Genomic DNA, 17,096 nt, shown 5'->3' on the forward strand with positions numbered 1-17,096 from the left:
TTCTTCATCAATGGCCGTCGCCGTAGCTAAATTTGTATGAAAAACGCGTCCGGGTGGTGAAAAAACAACATCTTGTCACCCTGATTCATTATGACCTCCAGCGGCAGAATGTCATGCTGCGACGATGAATAAATGGGTCATGAGCGCGCTACATTCTAGCGGCAGCAGCGGCCGTTGTCTTTAAGATTCAGGAGAGTGCATGGAGTTCAGTGTAAAAAGCGGAAGCCCGGAAAAACAGCGCAGTGCCTGCATTGTCGTTGGCGTTTTCGAACCGCGTCGTCTGTCACCGATTGCCGAACAGCTGGATAAAATCAGCGACGGCTACATCAGCGCCCTGCTGCGCCGCGGCGAGCTGGAAGGAAAAGTGGGCCAGACACTGCTGCTGCATCATGTGCCAAATATCCTGTCTGAGCGTATTCTGCTGATTGGCTGCGGTAAAGAGCGTGAGCTGGATGAACGCCAGTACAAGCAGGTCATTCAGAAAACCATTAACACGCTGAACGACACCGGCTCCATGGAAGCCGTCTGCTTCCTGACCGAGCTGCATGTCAAAGGCCGCAATACCTACTGGAAAGTGCGTCAGGCCGTGGAGACTTCAAAAGAGGCACTCTATAACTTTGACCAGCTGAAAAGTAACAAAGCAGAGCCGCGTCGTCCGCTGCGCAAGCTGGTGTTTAACGTGCCGACCCGCCGTGAACTGACCAGCGGTGAACGGGCGATCCAGCATGGCTTAGCCGTCGCTGCCGGTATGAAAGCGGCTAAAGATCTCGGCAACATGCCGCCCAATATCTGTAACGCTGCTTATCTGGCGTCACAGGCGCGCCAGCTGGCCGATGCCTTCAGCAAAAATGTGACCACCCGCGTTATCGGCGAACAGCAGATGAAAGAGCTGGGCATGAACGCCTATCTCGCCGTCGGTGCCGGTTCGCAGAACGAATCGCTGATGTCGGTCATTGAGTACAAAGGCAATCCGGACGCTGAAGCGCGGCCGATTGTGCTGGTGGGTAAAGGGCTGACCTTTGACTCCGGCGGCATCTCCATCAAGCCTGCCGACAGCATGGACGAAATGAAGTATGACATGTGTGGTGCGGCCGCTGTCTATGGCGTGATGCGCATGGTGGCCGAGCTGAATCTGCCGCTGAATGTGGTGGGCGTGCTGGCGGGCTGTGAAAACATGCCGGATGGCCGCTCAATGCGTCCGGGCGATGTGCTGACCACCATGTCTGGCCAGACGGTTGAAGTCCTGAATACCGACGCCGAAGGCCGCCTGGTGCTGTGCGATGCGCTGACCTACGTTGAACGTTTTGATCCGGAAGTGGTGATTGACGTGGCAACGCTGACCGGGGCCTGCGTGATTGCGCTGGGTCATCACATCAGCGGTCTGCTGTCGAACCACAATCCGCTGGCGCATGAGCTGATCAGCGCCTCGGAGCAGTCAGGCGATCGCGCCTGGCGTCTGCCGATGGCGGATGAGTTCCAGGAGCAGCTGGAGTCCAACTTTGCCGATATGGCGAACATTGGTGGCCGTCCTGGCGGCGCGATTACCGCCGCCTGCTTCCTGGCACGCTTTGCCCGCAAATATAACTGGGCACACCTGGATATCGCCGGTACCGCCTGGCGTTCCGGCAAGGCCAAAGGCGCCACCGGACGTCCGGTGCCGATGCTGTCGCAGTTTCTGTTGAATCGGGCAGGATTGAACGGCGACGACTAAGCGCCCTCTTTTCTGACAGCAAGGGCGGATCTGAATCCGCCCTTGATCTTCTGATGAGCTAACCGATGAAAAACGCAACCTTCTACGTGCTGGAAACCGATGCCCCGAGCGATGGCCTTAGCGCCGTTGAAGCGCTGGTGTGCAATCTGGCGGAAACACGCTGGCGGGCCGGAAAGCGGGTGTTGATTGCCTGCGAAGATGAACAGCAAGCCATTCGTCTCGACGAAGCGCTGTGGCAACGACCGGCAAACGCCTTCGTGCCGCACAACCTGGCGGGCGAAGGCCCGCGCTACGGTGCGCCGGTCGAGCTGGCCTGGCCTCAGCGTCGCGGCAGTTCACAGCGCGACCTGCTGATTAGCCTGCTGCCCCACTTCGCAGATTTTGCTACTGCTTTCCATGAAGTGATAGACTTCGTTCCTTACGAAGACGCTCTCAAACAACTGGCGCGCGACCGCTACAAAGCGTATCGCAGCGTTGGATTCCAATTGAATACGGCAGCGCCACCACAGCCGGAAACGACATAGCAGAAATGGAAAAGACATATAACCCGCAAGATATCGAGCAGCCGCTTTACGAGCATTGGGAAAAGCAGGGCTACTTCAAACCGAATGGCGATACCAGCCAGGAAAGCTTTTGCATCATGATCCCGCCGCCGAACGTCACCGGTAGCTTGCACATGGGTCACGCCTTCCAGCAAACCATCATGGACACCATGATCCGCTACCAGCGCATGCAGGGGAAAAATACCCTGTGGCAGGCCGGTACTGACCACGCGGGCATCGCCACGCAGATGGTGGTTGAGCGCAAAATCGCGGCTGAAGAAGGCAAGACGCGCCAGGATTATGGCCGTGATGCGTTCATCGAAAAAATCTGGCAGTGGAAAGCAGAATCCGGCGGCACCATTACCCGCCAGATGCGCCGTCTGGGTAACTCCGTCGACTGGGAGCGCGAGCGCTTCACCATGGACGAGGGCCTTTCCAACGCCGTTAAAGAGGTGTTTGTTCGCCTCTACAAAGAGAACCTGATCTACCGTGGCAAGCGCCTGGTAAACTGGGATCCTAAGCTGCGCACGGCGATCTCCGATCTGGAAGTGGAAAACCGCGAGAGCAAAGGCTCAATGTGGCATATCCGCTATCCGCTGGCTGACGGCGCAAAGACGGCCGACGGTAAAGATTACCTGGTTGTTGCCACCACCCGTCCGGAAACCCTGCTGGGCGATACCGGTGTGGCCGTTAACCCGGAAGATCCGCGTTACAAAGATCTGATCGGCAAATTTGTGATGCTGCCGCTGGTTGGCCGTCTGATCCCTATCGTTGGTGATGAACACGCTGACATGGAAAAAGGCACCGGCTGCGTCAAGATCACCCCGGCACATGACTTCAACGACTACGAAGTCGGTCGTCGTCATAAGCTGCCGATGATCAACATCCTGACCTTCGACGGTGATATCCGTGAGCGCGCCCAGGTGTATGACACCAACGGCGAAGCCAGCGATGCCTGTTCCGATGAAATCCCGGCCGCTTTCCAGAACATGGAACGCTTTGCCGCGCGTAAAGCCATTGTTGCCGCTGTCGATGAGCTGGGCCTGCTTGAAGAGATCAAACCTCACGACCTGACCGTACCTTACGGCGACCGTGGTGGCGTGGTTATCGAGCCAATGCTGACCGACCAGTGGTATGTACGTACCGCGCCGCTGGCGAAAGTCGCGGTTGAAGCCGTTGAGAACGGCGACATCCAGTTCGTGCCGAAGCAGTATGAAAACATGTACTTCTCCTGGATGCGTGATATTCAGGACTGGTGTATTTCCCGTCAGCTCTGGTGGGGTCACCGCATCCCGGCATGGTATGACAACAACGGTAACGTCTACGTTGGCCGCACCGAAGATGAAGTTCGCGCCGAGAACAACCTGGCCGCCGATGTGGCGCTGCGTCAGGATGATGACGTGCTGGATACCTGGTTCTCCTCCGGTCTGTGGACCTTCTCCACCCTGGGCTGGCCGGAAAACACCGAAGCGCTGCGTACCTTCCATCCGACCAGCGTGCTGGTCAGCGGCTTCGACATCATCTTCTTCTGGATTGCCCGCATGATCATGCTGACCATGCACTTCATCAAAGATGAAAACGGTAAACCGCAGGTGCCGTTTAAAACCGTCTACATGACCGGTCTGATCCGTGATGAAGAAGGTCAGAAGATGTCGAAATCCAAAGGTAACGTGATTGACCCGCTGGATATGGTCGACGGCATCTCGCTGGAAGCGCTGCTGGAAAAACGCACCGGCAACATGATGCAGCCACAGCTGGCTGAGAAGATCCGCAAACGTACCGAGAAGCAGTTCCCGGACGGCATCGAGCCATCAGGCACCGATGCGCTGCGCTTCACCCTGGCGGCGCTGGCCTCAACCGGTCGTGACATCAACTGGGACATGAAGCGCCTGGAAGGGTATCGCAACTTCTGTAACAAGCTGTGGAACGCCAGCCGCTTTGTGCTGATGAACACCGAAGACCAGGATTGCGGACAGAATGGCGGCGAAATGACGCTGTCGCTGGCGGATCGCTGGATTCTGACCGAGTTCAACCACACGGTGAAAGCGTACCGTGAAGCGCTGGATAGCTATCGTTTCGATATCGCGGCTAACCTGCTGTATGACTTCACCTGGAACCAGTTCTGCGACTGGTATCTGGAGCTGACCAAGCCGGTTATGAACAGCGGCAGTGAATCTGAACTGCGTGGCACCCGCCATACGCTGGTTCACGTGCTGGAAGCGCTGCTGCGTCTGGCGCATCCGATCATTCCGTTTATCACTGAAACCATCTGGCAGCGCGTGAAGGGACTGAAAAATATCAGCGACGACACCATCATGCTGCAGCCTTTCCCGCAGTATGATGCGGCGAAAGAAGATGCCGAAGCGAAAGCGGATATTGAGTGGATGAAACAGGCGATCGTCGCGGTGCGTAATATTCGTGCCGAGATGAACATCGCGCTGAGCAAGCCACTGGATGTGCTGCTGCGTGACTGCTCGCCTGCGGCGCTGCGTCGCGTTGAAGCTAACCGCAACTTCCTGTCTCGCCTGGCGCGTCTGGAAAGCCTGACCATTCTGCCTGCGGGCGAGAAAGGCCCGGTGTCGGTGACCAAACTGGTTGAAGGCGCAGAGCTGCTGATCCCGATGGCGGATCTGGTGGATAAAACCGCCGAGCTGGAGCGTCTGGCGAAAGAGCTGGTTAAGCTGGATGTGGAAATCGAGAAGATCGAGACCAAACTGGCGAACGAAGGCTTTGTTTCGCGTGCGCCGGAAGCGGTCGTGGCGAAAGAGCGCGAACGCGTGGCAGACCTGCAACAGTCAAAAGCAAAACTGATTGAACAGCAGGCCGTCATTGCGGCGCTCTGATTAATTCGTCGCTCTGAAAAAACCCTGCGCTCTGGCGCGGGGTTTTTTATATCATTATTGCAATGCCCCTTTCCCCTGCCTTATTTCAACGGCAAGATGAGCATGACTCTTTTCTAATACAGTCAGACATCTTCTTTTCAACTCATTTTCTGAAGTTAACCTAGTAAGCGCCGCACGGGCTTTTAAAAAGTAGGCTTCTGTCTCATCCGGAGTGGGTTCAATAAATGGCATACCGCATAGCTTACTAACATTGCTTTGATTAACGTATTTCAATACCGCTTCAGGATTTTCAGATAAGGCAAGTGCCATAGCGATGTCTAAACCTTCCTGAAAAGAGGTTGCACCTGAGAACGGCGATCGATTAAGCATGGTGTAAAGTTCAATCCAGTGTGTTCGGCCCTGAGAGAGATATTCCGTTATTTTTTCGTAATCTGCTTCTGAGAATGAGCTGCTGTCGTTATTGCGGGATGCTGTAATCACTTTATCTGACAGGACGTGTTCTGCAGGATTAAACTCACCTGATGAATACGAGACAGCAAAAAAATTTAATAACAAGATAATGAGCCATTTCATTTCACAATTAACTCCCGGCCGCCGCTATCCGCAATACTCTTTCTCACATTGAAAGAAACGACAATACAACCGTTCGAAGCAGTACCAAAGCCATTAATCAACTGAACCTTTGATATGTGTGCCACCATCATCTTTTAGCCAGAGGTAAGCTGGAATTGCCATAAAATTAATCCTTTAATTAGTGTTAAAGGCATTAACTTACAGCAGTAACACTCAGGACTTTTGATTCACATCAAATAAGGTAAACACAATTAATCGAAAGGAGACCAGCCTTATTGAGGATAAGACAGGAAATCTCCTTATTATTACTAAAGAGAGTAATGCTAAAGGATAAAATAGTTTTTTATTCACTGTAAAAATGATTGCCTTGCGTTTAAAGCCGCCCTGCATTATCAGCAATATTGCTTTTACATGACGATAATGTTACTTCTGGTATATGTCTAACCGATTTGCATAATCCAATTCCAACATGATTTCTGACTCTCAGCACCTCCAGGTGCGGCCAATTACTGCCGCCGATAACCCGCATATTGCCCGGGTGATCCGTGACGTTTCCGCCGAGTTCGGCCTGACGGCTGACAAGGGCTATACCGTCTCCGATCCCCAGCTCGACCAGCTGTTTGAACTCTACAGTGCCGAACAGAGCGCCTACTGGATTGTTGAGTATCAGGGCAAGGTGGTGGGCGGCGGCGGTGTGGCACCGCTCGCCTGCAGCGCGCCCGATATCTGCGAACTGCAAAAGATGTACTTTCTGCCAGAAGTGCGCGGTCAGGGTCTGGCGCGCGAACTGGCGCTGCGGGCGATGGAGCATGCCCGCAGCCACGGCTTCCGTCGCTGCTATCTGGAAACCACCGCCAGCCTGACGCGAGCCGTTAAACTGTATGAGTCGCTGGGCTTTGAACATATCGACAGCGCGATGGGCTGCACCGGCCACGTCGACTGCGAAGTGCGGATGCTCAGAACGCTATAAGCCGCGCTCGACGTAGCGCATGTCATTGACGGCCTCGATCACAAACTCTCCGCTATCGGTGTAGCGCAGCAGTGTCACGCTGGCATTGCTGAGCGGCTGCGTTAACGACGTATCGCCAAGCGCCTGGAGCAGGGAGGCGATCGCCATGCCGTGGCTGACCACCAGAACATTGCCACCGCCCTGCTGCTGCGCCTGCTTAGCAATGTCTGTGATACTGTCGAGCATGCGGTTTGCGACCTGCTGATAGTTTTCGGCCTGCCCGGAAGATGTGATGCCCGCCAGCGAGGAGGTGCCGGACGCTTCGGCCCGGTGAATCGCATCAATAATGCCATCGACGTGAATTTTGCCCTCACCTAGCGCGTTAAGAAGTGCTTTATCCGAGGCATAGCCCGCTTCAGGCGCTGCGGCGCTAATCATATTTTTATCCAGGTCGCCTTCATACAGTCCAAAACAGACTTCCCGTAAACCTTTGTGCTCGTTGAGCACCGGTGCGTTGCTCCACGTCTTCATCGCCAGCTGTGCCGTCTCTCTTGCTCTGCCCGCATCGCTGGACCAGGCGGCGATGAACGTAAGCGGCTGCAGGCCTCGCCCCAGCTGCTCTGCGACCGCCGCGCCAGAGGCCGTCAGCGGCGTATCGGACCATCCCTGTGCGCGGTGCACCGTATTGAACATCGTTTTTCCATGCCGGGTGACATACAGATTAACGTCCGCTGCCCAGGCACCGTCCGAAAAAGTCCCGCTTATCGCGGCTGTCAAAAACAGAAATTTAATAAAGCTTCTCATTTTCTTCTCCTAATTAAACAGATCGAATTTATATTCGATCGAAACCTCAGCAGAGAGGCTATCCGAGCGCATGTATTTCCCACGGGCATTTAATTGTGGCGTCGACTTGCTGTTTTTATATGACCAGCCATAACCCAGCAGTGTTGAAACCGTCATGTTTTTAAAATCCGGATGCCAGTTACTGAACCGGTTAATTAAGGAAACTTCGCCGGTTCGCACCCGGTTGTTACGATAATGAAACTGACCATAATTGAACTGTATTCCGCTATTTATCCATGGTGAAATCTGATACTGACTTAATGAAACCAGAGCCAGCTCTTTATCACGGGTATAATCCTTTCCGACAGAAGTCAGAGAATTGAAACGCCCCCGGGTGTTTTTAGTTAACGGGCGGGCATAATATCCGACTACGTTTGTCTTAGGTGCCGATGTCCAGGCCGCAGCAAAAGTCTGCGCCCAGTCACCCTGCGTCCGCCGGACTTCACCCACGTAGTGCCAGGCCTGTGTATCAAAGGTTTTTTTGCTGGCAGGCATGCTCTTATAATTCTCCAGCCCCTGACTGCCATAAATCTGTGAGGCCAACCGCCAGCGCGGAGAGAGTGTATAAGCAGCCTCAATCAGATGGCGGCGCTGATAGTGTCTGGCTTCGCCGAATGCGTACGTGAACGCACTCTGTTGATCTTTATAATTCAGAGCCCCGGTATAAATGGCATCAACTTTCTGGCCTGACTGTGTTTGCAGGGAGAGGGTTTTGGCCGAATCGTGCCGGATAGTTTTGTTAAACACCCCCAGCGCCAGCTGCATATTTCCGCCGTTCAGTATCCCGCTGTAACCGGCATAGCTGTTGCGCGACAGACGGTGGGTCGAGGTCAGCACGCCAAAATTTTTTAACTCCTGCCATCCTGCCTTTGCGTTAAAGCCATAAGCGTCATTGCCCAGCTTCAGTTTGAGATAGCGCTGACCAAATTTACTGAAGCCATGAGCGTCCCGTTTTTCCATGTTGCCGCCGCTGTCATAAAGCAGCCCGCGCGTTGAAAAGTAGTCGCTGGCGCCCAGCTTAATGGCCCCGGTATAGGTGGCATCGAACCCTACGCGATCCCACAGATAACCTGACTGAAAATCCAGCGTAACCGCCTGTCCCCAGGCATTGTGAACCGTGACAGGCTGGGCTTCGTCTTCCTTAAGGTATTTCCAGTAGTTGCGCAGTTTTATATCGACCTGCGCATCCTGCCAGAACCTGTTTTTAGCCGGCGGAGCCTGGGCGTCAGAAATTGCGGCCTTTGAATGAAAAGCGTTTAAATAGAGCGAAGAAAATAGCAGAATAAAAAGAGCCTCTTTCATTGTCACATCCTCCCTGAGAGATTAAAAAGCACTACAAAAAGAGATCTGAAAATTAATGTTAAAATAAAAAACCCGACGCATAACCTCTTAATGAAAAAGGTCATGAGCCGGGTTTTGCTTGAAAATAACAATCCCATATCACTGCCGGGAATATATTTAATTACGGAGGGAAAGACAGCACGGAAAATAACTTATGTGATAGGCGGCACAAAAAAAGGGATATCAGCGATAATGGATTACAACACCCCGTTACACAGGCGTTTATTTAAATCAGAGAAGGCAAAACAGAAAGGGGAAAGGGAAACAGGGAGAAGACACCCTGAAAAGGGTGTCACCGATCAGACCCGCCACATCGGCACGCCGCTGTGAAAACGTAACTCACTGTCGGGTTCGCTGATTAAGCGCCCTTCTGTGACCCCAATCGCCTGCACCCTTGGCGCGATATCTTTGCCGGCGATCTGCGTCGCCAGGGTCAGATAGTCCTGATAATGCCGCGCCTCTGAGCGCAGCAGCGACAGATAGAACTTCGCCAGTTCATCATCAAGGAAGGGGGCCAGACTGGCGAAGCGCTCGCAGGAGCGCGCCTCGATATACGCGCCACAAATCAGCTTATCCACCAGCGTTTCCGGCTCATGCGTGGTGACTTCACGCAGCAGCGATTTGGCATAGCGGCTGGCGGTGATCTTCTGATAGACCAGCCCGCGCGACTGCATAATTTCCCATACCTGATAGAAGTGATGCAGCTCCTCTTTAATCAGCAGCACCATCTTCTCCACCAGCTCATCCGCCCAGGGCAGCGCATTACGCACGATGATGCGTTTCGTCAGGTTCTTATGGGCGTTGATAAAGTCGCTGTCGCCATCTTCGCGGAAGATAAAATCTTCATAGGGTTTCAGCCACGCCAGAATGGCATCGCCGCTGGGTTTGTCGGCCACATATTTGCGGATCAGCCACACCGCAGTCTGCGCGGCCTTAAGCTCGCACACCAGATGGTCGGTTAACAGCAGGGTCAGATTTTCCGGTTTGCGCGCCTCATCAATCCAGGCCTGTGGCGTACGACAGTGCAGAAACTGATAGATCGGTTCGAGTAAGGGTGCGTAGTTCATGATGTCAAAAGGTGTGGCAGAAGTGACAGGCGGAGAACTCTCCGCCCCGGCTACTTAGTGGCGAATACCATCATCGTCTTCATCTTCGATGGCGTCGTCACCTTCCTCTTCATCTTCGGCATCAGGATCTTCAAAATAGGTGCCCCAGCCGTCGTAATCGACGTTGTACTTACCAATCAGATTCACCAGTTGCTCAACCTGCACATCGATCAGTTCAGGCTTCAGCGCAGATTCGCTGATGATATCGACGCACATGACGGTGGTGCCATCTTCCAGCTCCAGCTCTTCCGGCTCGGTCACTTCGTAACCCAGCTTGAAGGCGTCAACGGCGGCTTTTTCCAGCGAATCAAAATTATTGCAGGAGAGATGGTGCTCGATGGTGTAGAGCGCATCAGGATCGCTGCCATCCTCCAGCAGCTCTTCGATAATCTGCCGCGTCTCTTCCTGCTGCTCTTCCAGTAATGCTTCATATGCCATGACGATGTCCTCTCTGAGTTCGGCAATAATCAATTATTTTCCCACACTGCCTGTCGCGCCACTACACAAAACGAAAAGTTTATTAGCCTTACACTTGAAAATGCATATTCATACGGTTAAATTGAATTTTAATTCATTTTGATGACTACCGGAGTGTTGTATGAGTCAGCTGTATCAGCGCCATTTCCTCAGGCTTCTGGATTTTACCCCCGCCGAAATTAATCACCTGCTCTCCCTTTCCGCTGAGTTAAAACAGGCTAAAAAAAGCGCCAGCGAAGTGCAGTATCTGAAAGGTAAAAACATCGCGCTCATCTTCGAAAAAGACTCGACCCGTACCCGATGCTCTTTCGAAGTTGCCGCTTACGATCAGGGTGCGAATGTCACCTATCTCGGCCCGAGTGGCAGTCAGATCGGCCATAAAGAGTCAATGCGCGACACCGCGCGGGTACTTGGCCGGATGTACGATGGCATTCAGTATCGCGGTTACGGTCAGGAACTGGTGGAGACGCTGGCGGAACATGCAGGGGTTCCTGTGTGGAACGGTCTGACCACCGAGTTTCACCCGACTCAGCTGCTGGCCGACCTGCTGACCATGCAGGAGCATCTGCCGGGCAAAAAGCTCAGCGAGATGACGCTGGTTTATGTTGGCGATGCGCGCAACAACATGGGTAACACCATGCTGGAAGCCGCCGCCCAGGTCGGTCTGGATCTGCGTCTGGTGGCACCGAAGAGCTGTTGGCCAGAGGACGAGCTGGTAGCGCAGTGCCGTGAAGCGGCACAGCAGACCGGCGGCAAAATCACCCTGACCGAAGATATTGCTGATGGCGTGAAAGGCGCTGACTTTATCTACACCGATGTCTGGGTGTCGATGGGCGAAGCTAAAGAAGTCTGGGCCGAACGTATCGCCCTGCTGCGTGACTATCAGGTCAACCGCGCGATGCTCGATCTGACCGGCAATCCGCAGGTTAAATTCCTGCACTGCCTGCCCGCTTTCCACGACGATCAGACCACGCTGGGGCAGCAGATGGCAGAGCAGTACGATCTGCCCAACGGCATGGAAGTCAGCAACGAGGTGTTTGAGTCACCCCACAGCATTGTGTTCGACCAGGCCGAGAACCGGATGCACACCATTAAAGCGGTAATGGTCGCCACGCTGGGCCAGCGCTGACCGATCCGCTACAGAGGCGCAAACGTTTTCCTCTTGCTGCTCCCCCGCGAACGGGTATAATGCGGCCCAATTTGCCGGAGGAAATATGCTAAAGCTCAGCGGACAATTTGACGCTCAATCACGCCTGACCGCAGGCGGTGCTGCTGTTTCTTTCGGTCATCGACCCGATCTTAAAAAAGCCCCTTAAGCAGGGGCTTTTTTTTGTCCGCAATCCGGCCGCGCAGAGGAGAGAGCTATGCCTAACCCGCTATATCGCAAGCACATTATTTCAATCAACGACCTCAGTCGTGAAGAGCTGGAACTGGCACTGGACACCGCCGCAAAGCTTAAAGCCCATCCGCAGCCGGAACTGCTGAAGCACAAGGTGATCGCCAGCTGCTTCTTTGAGGCCTCGACCCGTACCCGCCTGTCGTTTGAAACCGCGATTCATCGTCTTGGCGCGTCAGCGGTGGGCTTTGCCGACGGCAGTAATACCTCGCTGGGCAAGAAAGGCGAAACCCTGGCTGACACCATTTCAGTGATCAGTACCTACGTCGATGCAATCGTGATGCGTCATCCGCAGGAAGGCGCGGCGCGGCTGGCGACCGAGTTCTCCGGCGGAATCCCGATTCTCAACGCCGGTGACGGCGCGAACCAGCATCCGACGCAGACGCTGCTCGATCTCTTCACGATTCAGGAGACACAGGGCCGCCTTGGTCAGCTGAATGTGGCGATGGTCGGCGACCTGAAGTATGGCCGCACCGTGCACTCCCTGACGCAGGCGCTGGCGAAGTTTGATGGCAACCGCTTCTTCTTCATCGCACCCGATGCGCTGGCGATGCCGGCTTATATCACCGACATGCTGGATGAGAAGAACATCGCCTGGTCACGGCATGACAGCTTTGAAGAGGTGATGCCGCAGCTCGATATCCTCTACATGACACGGGTGCAGAAAGAGCGGCTCGATCCGTCCGAATATGCCAACGTCAAAGCGCAGTTCATTCTGCGCGCCGCCGATCTGAGTACAGCACGCGACAACATGAAGGTGCTGCACCCGCTGCCGCGCATCGACGAGATCACCACCGATGTCGATAAAACCCCTTACGCCTGGTATTTCCAGCAGGCGGGTAACGGCATCTATGCACGCCAGGCTCTGCTGGCACTGGTTTTAAACAGCGAACTCGCCCTGTAAGGAGAACCCCCATGACGCAGGACAACAAACTGCAGGTCGAAGCGATCAAGCGCGGCACGGTCATCGACCATATTCCGGCGCAGATCGGCTTTAAATTGCTCTCCCTGTTCCGGCTGACCGAAACCGATCAGCGCATCACCATCGGTCTGAATCTGCCCTCGGGCGAGATGGGCCGCAAAGATCTGATCAAGATTGAGAACACCTTTCTCACTGACGATCAGGTCAATCAGCTGGCGGTCTATGCGCCTCATGCCACGGTTAACCGTATCGACGACTATGAAGTGGTGGCGAAGATCGCCCCGACGCTGCCGGATCACGTTGAACGGGTGCTGACCTGCCCCAACAGCAACTGCATCAGCCGCAGCGAGCCGGTCTTCTCCAGCTTTGCCGTGAAGCAGCGCGCCGACGATGTGCATCTGAAGTGCAAATATTGCGAGAAAGAGTTCGCCCGGCATGTGGTGCTGGGTCACTGGTAATCGCCCTGCCCGACTCTATAATGGGCAGCACCGGCGGCATCGCCGCCTGACGACATAATCAAAGGAGCAATGATGTCTCGTGAAATCAGTACTGCAAAAGCCCCTGCCGCTATCGGCCCCTATGTTCAGGGCGTGGATCTGGGCAGCATGATCATCACCTCGGGTCAGATTCCTGTTGATCCGGCGACGGGCCAGGTGGCAGATGACGTTGCCGCACAGGCGCGTCAGTCACTGGAAAATGTGAAGGCGATTGTTGAAGCCGCGGGTCTGAAGGTTGGCGACATCGTGAAGACCACGGTGTTTGTGAAGGACTTAAATGATTTCGCCACGGTCAACGCGACGTATGAGGCGTTTTTCACCGAGCATGAGGCTAACTTCCCGGCGCGTTCGTGTGTCGAAGTAGCGCGTCTGCCAAAAGATGTGAAAATCGAAATCGAAGCGATTGCCATCCGCCGCTAACCGGCGCTAATCACGTCCGTTGTGAAAGGGTACGCCCGCCTCTCTCCACCGATGCCGGAGAGAGGCGGTGAATCACTTACCGCTTAGCCGGTCGCCACAGCCACAGCACCGTAATCGCCAGCGCAAACAGCACGCCAAAACCGACGCCCGTCGCCACCGCAGGTGCTCCCGCCTTAATCGCCAGCGTATAGAGTCCCAGCATGATCAGCATGGCGCTGTTCTCACCCAGATTCTGCACGGCAATCGCATTACCTGAACCGACGCTCTCTTTGCCCCGCGCCTGCAGCAGCGCATTCAGCGGCACCACAAAGAAACCGCCCAGCGCACCTATCAGCATCAGCACTAAATACGCATTCATCAGAGAGTGCTGCAGCGCGAAGACCACCACCATCACGCCAATCAGCACGCCAGCCGGCATACAGCGACGCACGGTCTCCAGCGTCACCAGCTTCGCCGCCGCGGCCGCGCCAATCACGATGCCGATCGCCACCATGGCATTCAGCGTGGTTGGCGTGGTGTTGTCATTGATGCCCAGCGCCACCGGCACCCAGAGCACCAGCAGGAAACGCAGCGTCACGCCTGCGCCCCAGAACAGACTGGTGCCGAGCAGCGAGAAGCGGGTTTCCGCATCACGCCACAGCAGCCTGGCGGCACTGAAAAAGCTGCGCGTCATCACGCCAAACTGCCAGCTCTGGCCTGGACGTGCGGCCTGAAGTTTCGGGATAAACAGGTTCGCCACCACCGCGATGCCATAGGTCAGCGCACAGATCCCCAGCGCCGCCAGAATATGCCAGTCGGCCAGCATCCCGCCCGCCACCGAACCCAGCAGAATCGCGGCAATGGTCGAAGCCTCCATCAGCCCGTTGGCTTTCACCAGCTTCTCGCCGTGGGTGATTTCACCGAGGATGCCATATTTGGCCGGAGAGTAGGCCGCTGCGCCCGCACCCACCAGGGTATAGCCGATGAAGGGATTGAAACCGAAGCAGATCACCAGCGCGCCCAGCAGCTTCAGGCTGTTGGCGAGCATCATCACCCGCCCTTTCGCCATGCTGTCCGCCACCTGACCGACAAACGGCGCCAGCAAAATGTAAGCCGCGACAAACAGCATCTGTAATACCGGCTGGCTCCACTCGGGATAGAACTGGCTTTTCAGCACCGCCAGCGTGGCAAACAGCAGCGCGTTATCGCCAAAGGCCGAAAAAAACTGGGCGATAATCACGGCAATCATGCCGCGCGACATCAGCGGCGCGTTACGATCAAGGCTCATGCCTGCTCCTCTTCCGCCATTTTTTTCAGCGTGACGTAATCAGGTTTACCGCTGCCCAGCTGCGGCAGCTGCTTCATGACACGGATGTCACGCGGCAGTGCCAGCTCTGGCGCACCCAGCTCACGGGCCGCTTTCTGCAGCCTGTCGCGCGCCAGCTCAGCATCGGTGGTGAACAGCACCAGTGCCTCACCGCGCTGACCATCCGGGCGCAGCGAAGCGGCGTGTTGTTTGTCCGGCGACGCCTTGAGGGCGATCTGCTCGACGATCTCCAGTGACACCATCTCACCCGCGATCTTCGCAAAGCGTTTCGCACGCCCCTGAATCTGGCAGAAACCGCCTTCATCAAAGCTGACGATATCACCGGTGTCATACCAGCCTGCTTCCAGATTGCCTTCGCCATCGTCGGCGGCCGGTGCTTCCAGCACGCCAGGATTTTCGACCCGCAGATAGCCCTTCATCACGTTTGGCCCGCGCAGTTGCAGACGTCCGCCGTGCTCAATGCCCGGCACCGACATCAGTCGTGAATCCATGCCCGGCAGAATGCGTCCCACGGTGTGCGTCTTCGCCGCCATCGGCACGTTAATCGCCACGACCGGCGCGCACTCGGTGACGCCATAGCCTTCGAGAATGCGAATGCCATACTTCTCGATGTAGAGCTGACGGGTGTTCTCCTGCAGCTTCTCCGCACCGGCAACCACATAGCGCAGGCGGGCAAAATCATACGGTGCGGCAAAGCGCGCGTAGTTACCCAGGAAGGTTGAGGTGCCAAACAGCACGGTGCAGTTACGGTCATACACCAGCTCCGGCACGATGCGATAGTGCAGCGGGCTGGGATAGAGGAAGACCTGTGCGCCGGTCATCAGCGGCGTAAACAGCCCGACGGTCAGACCGAACGCATGGAACAGCGGCAGCGCCGACATAAAGCGGTCGCGCGGGGTGAAGTCGGCGATAGTGCGGATCTGTTCGACGTTCGCCAGCAGGCTTTTGTGCGAATGCACCACGCCTTTGGGGTTGCCTTCAGAGCCGGAGGTAAACAGCACCATCGCGGCATCTTCCGGCTGCTGAGGCAGCTGGGCGCGATGTGGCATCAGCAGATGCGCGAGGATCCACAGCTTGTCCTTGCCCGTGACGGTATCTTTCAGATCTTCCAGATAGATCCACTGCACATCGTCCAGCCCCTGCGGCAGATGCCACAGATTGCCTTTGTCCAGGAACTGGCGCGACGTGAAGACGGTTTTAATCTGCGCGGCGGTCAGTGCTGCCCGCATGCCGTTAACGCCCGCACTGTAGTTAAGCATGGCCGGAACGCGCCCTCGCAGGGTGGCCCCGAAAATCGCCGCTGCCGTCACGGTGGCATTCGGCAGCAGCAGCCCCACCACTTCACGGGGCTGGCTGTAGCGCTCCAGAATACGGCCCACGCCGAGCGACTTCTTCAGCAGTCCGTTGTAGCTGTCGGGCTTAAAATTCACATCTTCAATGCAGCGCTTAAACGCGCCATAACGGGTGCGCGCCGCCAGAAACGCCTCAAACAGGGTTTCACGCGGACGTACCGCCATGCGCGCTTCCATCATCACATGGTGCAGATGCTCACCGGCCAGCACACGCCGATCGCGCGCCCGTTTCGCCTCTGGCATCGGAATGCGGGTAGCGGGCAGAACGGTCAGGGTAATGCGCGGGAACAGGCGACGTTTAAACACGCCCGCCAGACGACCAAACGGCGTGTATTCGGCGCCTTCGATGCGCATGGGCACGACGTTTGCGCCTGAACGCGCCGCGACAAAGCCCGCACCGCTGTAGATCTTCATCAGCGAGCCGGTGACGGTAATGCGTCCTTCCGGGAAGATCACCACCGGACGGCCGGTGTCGATCAGCCTGACCAGCTGTTTCAGCGCCATAGGCCGGGTCGGATCCAGCGGCACAAAGTCGATAAAGGGTTTCGCCAGACGCATAAACCAGCTTTCGCTGATGGTCGAGTAGACGGCAAACACCGGCCTGATGGGCAGAAACAGCGCCAGCAGCATGCCGTCGAGAAACGACATATGGTTCGGTGTAATCAATACCTTCTGCTTATGCAGTTCGGCGACGTCGCCCCGCAGTTCGACCCGCCATAACAGGCGAAATAACAGGCGTAAAAGTTTGAAAGCCATGCCAGCTCCTTAGCATCGTGAAAAATAGCCCTCACGATGCAGGATTTGACGCGGTTCGACAA

Annotated in this window: 16 protein-coding genes and 1 pseudogene; 9 read left to right on the top strand and 8 right to left on the bottom strand. The window is 55.7% G+C overall.

Annotation, left to right across the window (positions count from 1 at the left end):
* The first annotated feature begins 199 nt into the window (after positions 1–199).
* The 3 genes from pepA to PU624_RS20245 all read left to right on the top strand — a co-directional run bounded on the left by pepA (position 200) and on the right by PU624_RS20245 (position 5,096).
* Positions 200–1,711, top strand: coding sequence for a leucyl aminopeptidase (gene pepA / locus PU624_RS20235; RefSeq protein ID WP_010251654.1), 1,512 nt, complete (start codon positions 200–202; stop codon positions 1,709–1,711).
* Positions 1,712–1,776: 65 nt separating this feature from the next.
* Positions 1,777–2,235: a DNA polymerase III subunit chi gene (locus PU624_RS20240; RefSeq protein WP_283546395.1), complete on the top strand. Its 459-nt coding sequence runs from the start codon at positions 1,777–1,779 to the stop codon at positions 2,233–2,235.
* 5 nt (positions 2,236–2,240) lie between these two features.
* Positions 2,241–5,096, top strand: a complete 2,856-nt coding sequence (locus tag PU624_RS20245) for a valine--tRNA ligase (protein WP_283546396.1) — start codon at positions 2,241–2,243, stop codon at positions 5,094–5,096.
* 54 nt (positions 5,097–5,150) lie between these two features.
* Here PU624_RS20245 and PU624_RS20250 read toward each other — a convergent pair whose 3' ends face one another.
* A complete protein-coding gene (locus PU624_RS20250; protein ID WP_283546397.1) occupies positions 5,151–5,669 on the bottom strand; it encodes a hypothetical protein in 519 nt (172 codons plus the stop codon).
* A gap of 96 nt (positions 5,670–5,765) precedes the next feature.
* Positions 5,766–5,831 (bottom strand): annotated as a pseudogene (locus PU624_RS20255) (type VI secretion system tube protein Hcp); the annotation flags it as partial.
* Between the two features lie 307 nt (positions 5,832–6,138).
* Here PU624_RS20255 and PU624_RS20260 point away from each other — a divergent pair.
* Complete coding sequence (locus tag PU624_RS20260) at positions 6,139–6,639, top strand: GNAT family N-acetyltransferase (protein ID WP_283546398.1); 501 nt, start codon at positions 6,139–6,141, stop codon at positions 6,637–6,639.
* On the opposite strand, the gene PU624_RS20265 is transcribed toward PU624_RS20260, so the two are convergent.
* Entirely contained in the window at positions 6,634–7,311 is a 678-nt protein-coding gene (locus PU624_RS20265) for a histidine phosphatase family protein (protein ID WP_283546399.1), read from the bottom strand. The two genes, PU624_RS20260 and PU624_RS20265, sit on opposite strands and share 6 nt — an antisense overlap.
* Before the next feature lie 120 nt (positions 7,312–7,431).
* Entirely contained in the window at positions 7,432–8,763 is a 1,332-nt protein-coding gene (locus PU624_RS20270; protein WP_283546400.1) for an OprD family outer membrane porin, read from the bottom strand.
* A gap of 90 nt (positions 8,764–8,853) precedes the next feature.
* On the opposite strand from PU624_RS20270, the gene PU624_RS20275 reads away from it, so the two are divergent.
* Positions 8,854–9,132 carry a hypothetical protein gene (locus tag PU624_RS20275; protein WP_283546401.1) on the top strand — a complete coding sequence of 93 codons (279 nt, stop codon included), beginning with the start codon at positions 8,854–8,856 and terminating at the stop codon, positions 9,130–9,132.
* Here the strand turns inward: PU624_RS20275 and miaE are convergent.
* A complete protein-coding gene (gene miaE, locus PU624_RS20280) occupies positions 9,102–9,869 on the bottom strand; it encodes a tRNA isopentenyl-2-thiomethyl-A-37 hydroxylase MiaE (protein ID WP_283546402.1) in 768 nt (255 codons plus the stop codon). The two genes, PU624_RS20275 and miaE, sit on opposite strands and share 31 nt — an antisense overlap.
* Positions 9,870–9,923: 54 nt before the next feature.
* Complete coding sequence (rraB, locus tag PU624_RS20285; protein WP_283546403.1) at positions 9,924–10,346, bottom strand: ribonuclease E inhibitor RraB; 423 nt, start codon at positions 10,344–10,346, stop codon at positions 9,924–9,926.
* A gap of 160 nt (positions 10,347–10,506) precedes the next feature.
* Here rraB and argF point away from each other — a divergent pair, with 160 nt between their 5' ends.
* The 4 genes from argF to ridA all read left to right on the top strand — a co-directional run bounded on the left by argF (position 10,507) and on the right by ridA (position 13,620).
* Positions 10,507–11,514, top strand: a complete 1,008-nt coding sequence (gene argF / locus PU624_RS20290) for an ornithine carbamoyltransferase (RefSeq protein WP_283546404.1) — start codon at positions 10,507–10,509, stop codon at positions 11,512–11,514.
* A 235-nt stretch (positions 11,515–11,749) separates the two neighbouring features.
* A complete protein-coding gene (gene pyrB / locus PU624_RS20295; protein WP_283546405.1) occupies positions 11,750–12,685 on the top strand; it encodes an aspartate carbamoyltransferase in 936 nt (311 codons plus the stop codon).
* 11 nt (positions 12,686–12,696) lie between these two features.
* Complete coding sequence (gene pyrI / locus PU624_RS20300) at positions 12,697–13,161, top strand: aspartate carbamoyltransferase regulatory subunit (RefSeq protein WP_010251684.1); 465 nt, start codon at positions 12,697–12,699, stop codon at positions 13,159–13,161.
* Positions 13,162–13,233: 72 nt separating this feature from the next.
* Positions 13,234–13,620, top strand: coding sequence for a 2-iminobutanoate/2-iminopropanoate deaminase (gene ridA, locus PU624_RS20305; RefSeq protein WP_283548043.1), 387 nt, complete (start codon positions 13,234–13,236; stop codon positions 13,618–13,620).
* A gap of 76 nt (positions 13,621–13,696) precedes the next feature.
* On the opposite strand, the gene lplT is transcribed toward ridA, so the two are convergent.
* Positions 13,697–14,887 (bottom strand): lysophospholipid transporter LplT, encoded by a 1,191-nt coding sequence (gene lplT, locus PU624_RS20310; protein ID WP_283546406.1) that lies wholly within the window; start codon positions 14,885–14,887, stop codon positions 13,697–13,699.
* Positions 14,884–17,034 carry a bifunctional acyl-ACP--phospholipid O-acyltransferase/long-chain-fatty-acid--ACP ligase gene (aas, locus tag PU624_RS20315; protein ID WP_283546407.1) on the bottom strand — a complete coding sequence of 717 codons (2,151 nt, stop codon included), beginning with the start codon at positions 17,032–17,034 and terminating at the stop codon, positions 14,884–14,886. The genes lplT and aas overlap by 4 nt, the downstream gene beginning before the upstream one ends.
* Positions 17,035–17,096: the final 62 nt, after the last annotated feature.

The organism is Pantoea sp. Lij88 (assembly GCF_030062155.1).
Lineage (GTDB): Bacteria > Pseudomonadota > Gammaproteobacteria > Enterobacterales > Enterobacteriaceae > Pantoea.

What these genes read in the sequence shown, in the direction of transcription:
- PU624_RS20260 (WP_283546398.1), top strand. Translation starts at nt 6,139, where the DNA reads ATGATTTCTGACTCTCAGCACCTCCAGGTGCGGCCAATTACTGCCGCC.
- PU624_RS20250 (WP_283546397.1), bottom strand. Translation starts at nt 5,669, where the DNA reads ATGAAATGGCTCATTATCTTGTTATTAAATTTTTTTGCTGTCTCGTAT.
- miaE (WP_283546402.1), bottom strand. Translation starts at nt 9,869, where the DNA reads ATGAACTACGCACCCTTACTCGAACCGATCTATCAGTTTCTGCACTGT.
- lplT (WP_283546406.1), bottom strand. Translation starts at nt 14,887, where the DNA reads ATGAGCCTTGATCGTAACGCGCCGCTGATGTCGCGCGGCATGATTGCC.
- argF (WP_283546404.1), top strand. Translation starts at nt 10,507, where the DNA reads ATGAGTCAGCTGTATCAGCGCCATTTCCTCAGGCTTCTGGATTTTACC.
- pyrI (WP_010251684.1), top strand. Translation starts at nt 12,697, where the DNA reads ATGACGCAGGACAACAAACTGCAGGTCGAAGCGATCAAGCGCGGCACG.
- ridA (WP_283548043.1), top strand. Translation starts at nt 13,234, where the DNA reads ATGTCTCGTGAAATCAGTACTGCAAAAGCCCCTGCCGCTATCGGCCCC.
- pyrB (WP_283546405.1), top strand. Translation starts at nt 11,750, where the DNA reads ATGCCTAACCCGCTATATCGCAAGCACATTATTTCAATCAACGACCTC.
- aas (WP_283546407.1), bottom strand. Translation starts at nt 17,034, where the DNA reads ATGGCTTTCAAACTTTTACGCCTGTTATTTCGCCTGTTATGGCGGGTC.
- pepA (WP_010251654.1), top strand. Translation starts at nt 200, where the DNA reads ATGGAGTTCAGTGTAAAAAGCGGAAGCCCGGAAAAACAGCGCAGTGCC.
- PU624_RS20240 (WP_283546395.1), top strand. Translation starts at nt 1,777, where the DNA reads ATGAAAAACGCAACCTTCTACGTGCTGGAAACCGATGCCCCGAGCGAT.
- PU624_RS20270 (WP_283546400.1), bottom strand. Translation starts at nt 8,763, where the DNA reads ATGAAAGAGGCTCTTTTTATTCTGCTATTTTCTTCGCTCTATTTAAAC.
- PU624_RS20275 (WP_283546401.1), top strand. Translation starts at nt 8,854, where the DNA reads ATGAAAAAGGTCATGAGCCGGGTTTTGCTTGAAAATAACAATCCCATA.
- rraB (WP_283546403.1), bottom strand. Translation starts at nt 10,346, where the DNA reads ATGGCATATGAAGCATTACTGGAAGAGCAGCAGGAAGAGACGCGGCAG.
- PU624_RS20265 (WP_283546399.1), bottom strand. Translation starts at nt 7,311, where the DNA reads ATGTTCAATACGGTGCACCGCGCACAGGGATGGTCCGATACGCCGCTG.
- PU624_RS20245 (WP_283546396.1), top strand. Translation starts at nt 2,241, where the DNA reads ATGGAAAAGACATATAACCCGCAAGATATCGAGCAGCCGCTTTACGAG.